Annotated in this window: 4 protein-coding genes; 1 reads left to right on the top strand and 3 read right to left on the bottom strand. The window is 68.8% G+C overall.

The genetic code is table 11. The features are described from left to right. Positions 1-319: 319 nt before the first annotated feature. The 3 genes from ACIOFR_RS41425 to ACIOFR_RS41415 all read right to left on the bottom strand — a co-directional run bounded on the left by ACIOFR_RS41425 (position 320) and on the right by ACIOFR_RS41415 (position 7,991). Positions 320-1,000 (bottom strand): hypothetical protein, encoded by a 681-nt coding sequence (locus tag ACIOFR_RS41425; protein WP_401005896.1) that lies wholly within the window; start codon positions 998-1,000, stop codon positions 320-322. Next, on the bottom strand, positions 964-5,550 hold the full coding sequence (locus tag ACIOFR_RS41420) for a polymorphic toxin-type HINT domain-containing protein (protein ID WP_401005894.1): 4,587 nt from the start codon (positions 5,548-5,550) through the stop codon (positions 964-966). The genes ACIOFR_RS41425 and ACIOFR_RS41420 overlap by 37 nt, the downstream gene beginning before the upstream one ends. Before the next feature lie 650 nt (positions 5,551-6,200). Then, on the bottom strand, positions 6,201-7,991 hold the full coding sequence (locus ACIOFR_RS41415) for a trypsin-like serine protease (protein WP_401005892.1): 1,791 nt from the start codon (positions 7,989-7,991) through the stop codon (positions 6,201-6,203). Positions 7,992-8,704: 713 nt separating this feature from the next. Here ACIOFR_RS41415 and ACIOFR_RS41410 point away from each other — a divergent pair. Next, positions 8,705-8,935 carry a hypothetical protein gene (locus ACIOFR_RS41410; protein WP_401005890.1) on the top strand — a complete coding sequence of 77 codons (231 nt, stop codon included), beginning with the start codon at positions 8,705-8,707 and terminating at the stop codon, positions 8,933-8,935. Positions 8,936-9,158 lie beyond the last annotated feature (223 nt).

The raw sequence follows: 9,158 nt of genomic DNA, 5'->3' as shown, positions 1-9,158 counted from the left end.
CAACCTCGCCAAGCGTATAACGGACGAAACCACACCAACCTGGCGAGGAACCTACTAGGACATAAAGTGCAAACTACTCTCGCCAAACGCCCTCTCAGACCGCGATGGGCGGACACCCGCAGGTGCCCGCCCATCGCCCTCAGATCATCTACCCGGCTCCTCCGACGCCGACCTGCCGTTGTGTGGGAACACAGGTGTCCGCACAACCCACAACACGAGACAGCCCGACACGACAAGGCCCCTGGAGATGCCTTCTGCCTTCCACCGCTCGGGTAACGACAGAAGGCATCTCCGGAATCGAAGATTCTACCGGTCTCTGCTATTGAACCAGGTGCTCGTGGCGCCCAACAACCCAACTTCCGTAATCAAACATTCGACCCAGGTGGACATATCGATCAAACTGACTACGTGTAATCGAGATATTGTGCGGCAGCGCCAACAATAGGTACCGGAAGGCCAGGTCAGGACTAACGCCTGCTGCGCAGCTGCTGAGCGCCGTCACGATCCCCGACGTCACGTAGATGGACGAGGTTTCGACCTGCTCCAGGATAAGCGGGGCGATAATCGAGATCTCGTCCAGGACGGCTCCGGCGAGCGGCATATAAGGGCACTCTGCTGGGATTTCGGGGTGATCGGCCCTCTTGTCGTCGCAGCGGGAGCTACTCGTGTCGATGATCCGATGCAACCAATCCCTCCCTGTCGTTCCTTCGCGGCGCAGGCTCATCGATCGCCGCGTGCTGCTCTCCCACAACGCCTCAAATGACCATTCGGCCAGCGATGCGGCGGAAACTCGCAGGGCGTCGGCAAGGAGCGCCTCGGAGAAGTGAACCGGCTGCTGGCGGACGTAGGCGGCGAGGCATTCCCCGGGGGTGGAGAATTCGTCGCGCCAGCCGCTGTGGAACGCTTGACCCAAGTGCGGCAGCCCGAATTCTTCGCCGTGATGACGGACAGCTTTCACCCCGATCACCCCTCCAGCGGGAAGATGGAACTCACGTACCATTTCTTCTTGTTATGCTTGTCCGCCTTCACGAGGCGAACCCGAACCTTTGTCCCTGCACTAGCCGGGCTGGTCGACGAACCACCGTACTTGTAGACCTTCCCGAGAGACGGCAGCCGGCTACCGTCCCGAATGACATCGACACCGATCTCGAACTCCTTGAAATTGGACGAGTAATCGTCACCAGCCCATCGCCCGATCTCCTGAGTCTTCTTGTCGATCGCCTGCTTCAAGGCATCCATCGCGATGCTGTAGTCATCGAAGACACCGTTCCTAGGCTCCGCCGCGGTGGCGAAGTTCTGGGCCTCTTGTGCAGTGACCCCGGCGAATTCTCCGTTCGGGCCGTAGGGGCCCTTGGCCACGTGCTTCTTCAGCGTGTGGGCTGGGGGGAAGTTCTGCTCGTCGTACCAGAGGTCGAAGCAGTTGTGAACGACGACTCCGGGACCCATGCTCTTCGGGCTCTTGACCATGAACATGTGGGTGCCCGCGACAGAGAGGTCGAAGACCCGCTGCGGGGTCGCGTCGACTCGTTCGAGGGCGGTGACTCGGCCGGGACGGCCGTCCGCCCCAAGGAGCTCGTCACCGACGCGAAGATTCGACGCTTCACGCCAGCCGGCCTGGTCGATGTAGAACGGGTGCCCGGGAGTGCTCTCCACGACGTCCGAGCCGTCGACCTGGATCCTCACCAGACTCGCTGTGGCGTGGGCGAACGTGCCGGTCACCTGCTGGGACGACCGTTCGTGAGTAACAGGGTCGATCGTTCCGACGTAGTCGCCGATAGTGATGGACTCGATGGCCTTCGAGCTTCCATCGGCCATGACGACGGCGGTCCCTGCTGGAAAGCTGTTGTTGACGCAGTTCGTCCGTACCTCTGCCGCGATCTCTATCTCGTTCTCCATCTGGCGGACGATCGTCGGATCGGCGTTGCGGACCGATTTGAGGGCGTTCATCGCCTCATCGGTGCTTCTTCCCTGGGCCATGGCGGCGCGGATGTCGTTGATCGCCTTGGTAGCAGCATTGATCTTCGCGAGTGCCTCGCTGCCCTTGATGGTGCCAAGGCTCGCCGTGACGGCTGCGGTCGCGCTCTCGATTCCGATGCCGGTCTCGACTGCGACCCGGTAGGCCAGCACAACCTTTCCAGCTGCGATCAGGTCGGTCACGGGGATGACCATCGCGACGGACCCTGCGCAGTCGGTGTCGACGGTCCAGAAGTCAGCGGTGAAGCACTTCTTGATGCCGCCCCACCATTGGGCGCCCATCTCGTCGAGGAGGCCTGATGTGGTGTGGGCCCTGCGCCAGTCTCCCCACTTTGCCTGCAGGGTCGTCTCGACCTGTGTGTCGACGGTCTGCGGTGCGAGCTGGAGCACGTCCCAGGTCGCGTACTTCCCGTTACACTGCGCGATGGTGAGGTTCGCCTCCGGGCAGGTCCGCAGGTAGTAGTCGAACGTACCGGTGATTTTGACGGTTGCCTTGAAATCGCAGACGTACGTTCCGGAGGCATCCTTGTGCCAGGGGCCGAGCGAAACGCCTCCTGGTGGGGGGCCGTACACGTCGACGTCCGGGCGGCCCCCAGGCCCCCAGGGGTTGTAGCCCTTGCTGCAGACGTCCTCGGAGTTGTCCTTGACGATCTTGTATTGGACGTCGGGGCGGGCGATGCTCTGGATGAACGAGACACGGCCGTCGTCACTGACGATAGTGGTCTGGGCTTCCGACTGGGTCGCGGCGCTGTCGTCCTGCATCCTCTTGGAGGCGATGAGGAAGGCTTCGGTCGCCGCGCGCTGGGCTTCCTCCGCGCTCTTGCCCGCCTCGATGGCGGAGGCCCGGGCCTTGTTCTTCGCATCCTCGGCCTCCGACGCGTAGTCCAACGCCTTCTGCTTGAAGCTCTCAGCGGCAGTGGCGGAGAAGTCGGCTTGGCGAGCAGCGGTAGCGGCACTGGCGGCGGCGGTGCGGGCCTGGGTGGCGTAGCCGACTGCCTGGTCTGCGGAGGCTTTGGCCTGGCGGGCGGATTCGGCGGCCTTGGCGGCCCAGTCGGCAGCCTCGGTCGCGGAGGCCTGTGCCTGGTTGGCCTGGCGGTCGGCTTCGCTGGAGGCGCCGTAAGCGGTGGCGTAGGACTGGGCGGCCTGGGCCGCGTACTGGCGGGCGAGGGCGGTGTTGCCGTCGATGGCCTGCAGGTAGGAGGCGACAGTGGCGACATGGGCCGCGGTGACGGCGTCGCGCTGGCGGGCCTTGGGCAGACCGATCGCCAGGAAGGTGGCGAGGCCGGAGGTGGGCCCGGACATGGCGGCCTGTGTGGCCGCCTGGACCTCGGGTCCGCCGGCGGACATGGCCTGGGAGATCAGGAGCCGGTTGTCGTCATCGCGCGCCGAGTACTGACCGGTCGTGAGGAAGGTACGGACGTCGTCGATGGTGCCGTCGAGGGCTTTGCCCGCTGCCTCACGCACTCGCAGGCCGCCGGACGACATGATCTTCGACAGCGCGAGGCGGTCGTCGTCGTCCTTGCCCGGGTACTGACCGGTGGCGAGGAAGGCCCGGACCTGGTCGGGTGAGCCGACCGAGGCGGTCTCAGCGGCGAGGCGCTGCTCGAGCTTGGTGGAGGCGTCGGCGATGGCGTTGACGCTGCTGCGGTCGTCGCGTTCGCGGCCGAGCGCGAGGTCGGCGCTGAGGAAGGCGAGGACATCGCCGTCGTGGCCCTCGAGTGCGGTCTGGGCCGCGATCTGCGTCCACGGTCCGCCTGCGGTGAGCAGGCGGGTGGCGGCCAGGCGGCCCTTAGCGACGGCCGTGTTCTGGTCGACGCCGGCGGCGGTGGCCTCGGTGATCAGACGCTGGGTGTCGGCGGCGAGAGCGGTCGCCTTGCCGGACTCCCAAGCGGCCTGCTTGGCCTTGGCGGCTTCCTCGAAGTAGGCCTGCTGAGCCGCGGCGACCTCGGCGGCCTGCTGGGCCGCCAAGCGCTCCGCGTCGGAGGCACGGGCGATGTCGGCGACGGTGTGGGCCTGGGTCGCGGCAGACGAAGCGGTCTCCGCCGCGGCCTGGGCCGCGGTGGCGGCGGCCTGCGCGCCGGCGGCGGCAGTGGCCGCGTCACCGGCATGGGCGGCCGCTTGCTCAGCTGCTGCGGCGGCGGCTTCGGCATGGACTGCGGAGGCGCTGGAGGCACGCTGTGCCTCGGTGGCGGCGGCCTTCGCGTCGGCCGCGATCTTCGTGGTGGCGGCGGACGCGCGGCGTGCTTCGGCGCCGGCCGTCTTGGCCCGGTCGGCGGCGGCCCTGGCCCGGTCGGCGGCCTCACCGGAGACGCCGGACTGGGATGCGGCCTCCAGCGATGCCGCGGCTGCCGCATCCGCGTTGTCCCCCGCCTTCTTGGCGGCCTCGGTCGCCTCACCGGCCTCGGACGAGGCGTGGATCGCCCACTGCGCTGCCTCGCCCGCCGTCTTGGCGTCGGCGGCGGCCTTCTTCGCGGCGACCGCCGCGTCGCGGGCCTTGGCGGCGTCGTCCTTGTTGACCGAGGCCCTGGCCGCGGCGGCCTGTGCCTGGGCGGCGGCCTCACCGGCCAGGGCGGAGGCCCGGCCGGCGTCCGCGGCGGCGTCGGCGGCCTGCCGGGCGGCCTCGTTCGCATTGGCCGCGGCGGCGGAGGCCGCCTGGGCGGCCTTCGCGGCGCGTTCGGCCGCGTCCGCGGCCTTGCCTGCGGCGTTGGAGGCATTCTTCGCCTCGCCCCGCGCGGCCTTGGTCTCGGCCGCGGCGCGTTCGGCGGCCTGCTTGGCCAAAGCACTGGCGTCGAGTGCGCGTGCGGCGGCGTCGCCGGCGGTCTTCGCCTGCGTGCCCGCCTGGTCGGCGGCGTTGTGCGTCAGGTCCGCGAGCTGGGCGATCGTCAGGGTTTCCTGATCGTGCGCGGCGGCGGTCTGGTAGCCGTAGCGCAGGAACTCCCGCACGTCATCGACGGATCCGTCGAGCGCGGCACCGGCAGCCTTCTTGACCTCCGACCCTCCGGTGGACATGAGCTGCGACAGCTTCAGGCGGTCGTCGTCCTCCTGAGCCAGGTACTGGCCGCTGTTCAGGAACTCCCGCACGTCCGCGATCGAGCCGTCCAGTGCCCGTCCTGCGGCCCCCCGTACGCGCGGACCGCCAACCGACATGATCTGGGACAGCAGCAGCCGCTGGTCGTCCTCCAACGGCACCCGGTAGCCGGTGTCCACGAACGCCTGCACGTCAGAGGCGGAACCCCCGAGTGCTCGTTTCGCGGCCTCCCGCACCCGCGGCCCGGAGGCTGCGATCAGTTCCTCGACGCGGGAGCGCAGATCCTGCTCCGTCGCCGTGCCCTGACCGGAGGTCAGGAACGCCTTCACGTCGTTGTCAGAGCTGACGAGGGCCATTTCGGCGGCCCGCTTGACGGCCGGTCCGCCAGCCTTCCACGCGGCGACCGCCGCGACCCGGTCCGCGACCGGCCCGATGGGCGGCGCGGTGTCGGCCGCGGCCGGTGTGGCCAGCAGCGCGGCCAGCAGACCACCGACCGTTATCCCGACGGCACTACGCCGTCGGGCCCGTTGTTTTCTGGTGATCCCCATCGAAGATCCGAAATCCCATCGTCTCGGTCACCGGCTCTCCGGCCGGTGACTCCAAACCGCCTGTGTCGTGGCGGGATGCACTGCACCCCGTCGGTCCCCACTGATCACCCGGTGCCTGCCGACGCTCTCCACCCCTGCCCGCACGCGCACGGCCCGCGGAGTCGGCGGCCCGGCGGGGTGCCACGGACCTGGCCTTGATGCGGTGTCTTCTTCGAACCACACCGCCAGTGAGGTGTCCCCGACGAATCGCGGGCCCAGCAGCCGCCCCACGCCGCAGACCTATCGGCGTGGGGCGGTCCGGCGCGGCGGCCGACCCACTCGTGTGACCCGGCCGTCCTGTGCCCGGCCGGCTCTGTGCGGTCACCACCGATCTCGCAGCCCGGCGTGAATCCCGCGCGGGGCGCCCGACCATGCGGCAAAGTCGCCTCGGGGCCGGGCACGCCGGACCGGTGACGCTCCGCCAGCCTTCAGTCCCCCACCGGGGACACTGGAGAGGGGAGCCAGGGGCTGCCGCCGATCGGCTGCCTGCCCGGTGCCGAGACGCACGTACCGGCCTGCAGGTCGGCGTGCCCGCCGCCGACGGCGCGGGCCGGCGAAATACCTGGCGAGCCGATCGATGGGAGGCACCAGCGGCCGGGCAAGCGGATCTGTCAGAGGGTGCCGGTGATGGCGACGCCGTTGCGGGTGCCGTTGACGCCCTGCAGGTCGACCACGTCGGCAGCGGACCAGGTGCGGTCGGTGTGCCGGACGGTGTGCAGGACCTTGTTGTCGGCGGTCACGGCGGCGAGCTGGAACGCACCGTCGACCGCGGTGGCGCCGACGGAGCTGATGGTCACCTGGCCAAGCACGCCGTTCAGGTCACCGAAGCCCTCCCAGTTCCCGTCACCCTTGCGAATGGCGTGGTATTGGTGGGTGCCGCTGTCCGTGGCGACGACGATGTGGGCGTCTGCCCCCACGCCGGCCATGGCGACGGAGGACACCGGTCCAGTGGCACCGGCGGCACCGGCGACGTCGCCCCAGCCGCTCCAGGAGCCGCTGGCGGCGCGGATGGTGTGGAAGACCTTGCCACCGTTGACCGCGGCGACCTGCAGCTGACCGCCGACGCTGGCCGCGGCCACCCCGGTGACCGTGCCGATCGGGCCGGCCGCACCGGAGACGTCACCGAAGCCGGTCCAGCTTCCGTTCGCATTGCGCAGAGTGTGGAACAGCTTGCCGTTGGCGACGACCAGAACGTGCAGGTCGGCGCCGATCGAGACGGCCGAGACCTGGGTGGCGCTGCCGAGCCAGCCGGCCTCGCCGTTGATGTCGCCGAACGCGCCCCAGGTGCCGTTCGCCGTGCGGACGGTGTGGCGGACGTGCCCGTCGCCACCGATGGCGACCACGTGGGTGTCACCGTCGATGCCCGCCGCGGCGGCGGACTTGACGCCGCCGATGCCGCCCGCCTTGGTCTCGACGTTGCCGAACGACGTCCAGGAACCGTCGGAGAGACGGACCGCCTGGTACAGGCTGTTGTCACTCCTGACCAGGGTCTCGGTCTTCCAGCCCGGGCTGAGGGCACGGGTCTGCTGGACCCAGTCGCGCAGGTCGTCGACGCGGGTGTTGTAGGCGCCGGTACGGGTCTCGGCGGACGGCGTGTCGAGGCAGCCGCCCTGCCAGGAGCGGAAGGCGATGCCGGCGATCTCGACGGTGCCGTTCTTCTCGCGCAGCAGCGGGGCGCCGGTGTCCCCGGCGCAGATCGGGGCAGCGCCGGCCGCGGGCGCGCTGTCGATGCCCGTGGCGGTGATGGCCCCGATGGTGTGGGTGGTGGTGTGGGCTTTGGTCGGCACCCAGTCGGTGCCGGTGCGGCCGTAGCCGGGCACGCGCAGGCTCTCACCCGCCACGGGGGCGGCGGTGGCGAGCTTGACCGGGGTGATGCCGTCGACCGGGCTGGCCAAGCGGGCCAGGACGGCGTCCCGGCCGGTGCGGAGGGCGAGCTCGGCGATGTCCACAGTCCGGCCACCCACGGTGAACGTGCTCTTGACGGCAGGTGCGCCGGCCGTGAGAGTGCCGGGATTGTCGGTGAAGCATCCAGCCGAGGTGAGCACCCACCGCGGATCGACCAGCGTTCCGGTGCAGCCCCGCGAATCGGCCCGGCCCGCAGCGCCGACCGCGACCGAGCCGACGGCCGGGAACTCGGAAGCAGGCACGGACGGCGCGGCACCGTCGCTGGCAACCAGTTCCACCAGCGCGGACTGCTTCGAGCCACCCGGCACATCTGCCTGCCCCACGGGGGTCCACGCGTTCTTGGCGATGTCGACACTGCTCTTCGCACCAGCAGCGGACAGCGTCGCCTTGATGGTGTGGTCATCACCCTTGATGTCGATGACATCAGAGATCTCCAGCGCCAAGTAACCGGACGCCCCGGTGACCTTGAAGCACACCTTGTCCGGAAGTGCACCCATCCGGGCCACCCACACAAGGCCGGACTCCGAGGCACAGTTGGCGAACCGGATGTTCCCATCCCCCGACTTCAGCGTGATGTGCTGCTCCGCCAAGATCCGAGCGGCATCGGGGTAGGTGAATCCCTCCACCGCCAGCGGCGCCGTTGCCTCGGCAGCGGACGCCGGTATGGAGCCGACCGCCCCCGGAACCACCAACAGCGCAGCCAGAAGCCACACCGATCTCTGAACCCTACGCACATGAACTCCAGAAAAAAGACATGCCGGGAGACACCGCGCCCCCAGCCAGAAGAAGACCAAGCGGACGCTATCGGCTGCAATCTGACGCGTCAAAGACGAGAGAACCCACGACGCCAGGCACCTGACCAGCTGTCAAGCCCCATATAGTGCTCAGGCCGGGAACATTCACCGAGCTGTCAATTGTAGGTGCGTGAACCCGCCCCTCCACCTCATCATCTCTGCCGACCATCTGTCCGCAGGGACCAATCGGGCACCAAGTGGCGGGGGCGCAACGCCATGGCGGACGACCGGCCGATCGGGGCGGTGCACGCTGGCCGCGCACGTCGTGCGAAGTTCTTGCCGTCGCCGCCGAACGCGCCGACATCGCCCTCAAGGCCCACGACGGCACCGCCGAGTCGCTGCGCGTCCCCCACAACGGAACGCGACGAGCGACCAGCTCACTGCGTTGGCAAATGACACGGAAACGCGGACCCTACATGTTCGTCCTCACCGACACCGGCCAGACCGGCTTCGCCAACCACGCCACCGACCCGGAAACCGCCACCCCCACCCCCTACGTCGCCAAGATACCGCGCACCGTGGCGGCCGGCGCCGCCACGCGGAAGACCTGGGAAGCCGACGGCGCGAGCGCCGACCTCTGGCGGCCGATCGCCGACCTGGACGACGGGCCCGCCCCCTGGTGGGAGCTGACCAGCACGAAGGCCTGACCGGCACCCCGTCCACGCCTTGATGGCCCGTGCCGACCTTCGGAGCAGGCCATCAAGGCGTCCGTCGATATCACAGGGTTGATCACTTCGTTCTGCCTGCGCAGAACGATCCGCAGAACGCGGAGCGGGCATCAAGACATCTCACGGAGCTAAGGAGTCAAGTGTGCTCCAGGACGCTGCTGGATGGGTGCAGGCGGAGAAGGTGGTCAGGTCATGCGACGGG

The organism is Kitasatospora sp. NPDC088346, from assembly GCF_044740765.1.
In the GTDB taxonomy this organism is placed as follows: domain Bacteria; phylum Actinomycetota; class Actinomycetes; order Streptomycetales; family Streptomycetaceae; genus Kitasatospora.
Note: the sequence above shows the minus strand (reverse complement) of the source record. Positions and strands in the feature narration are given on the sequence as shown.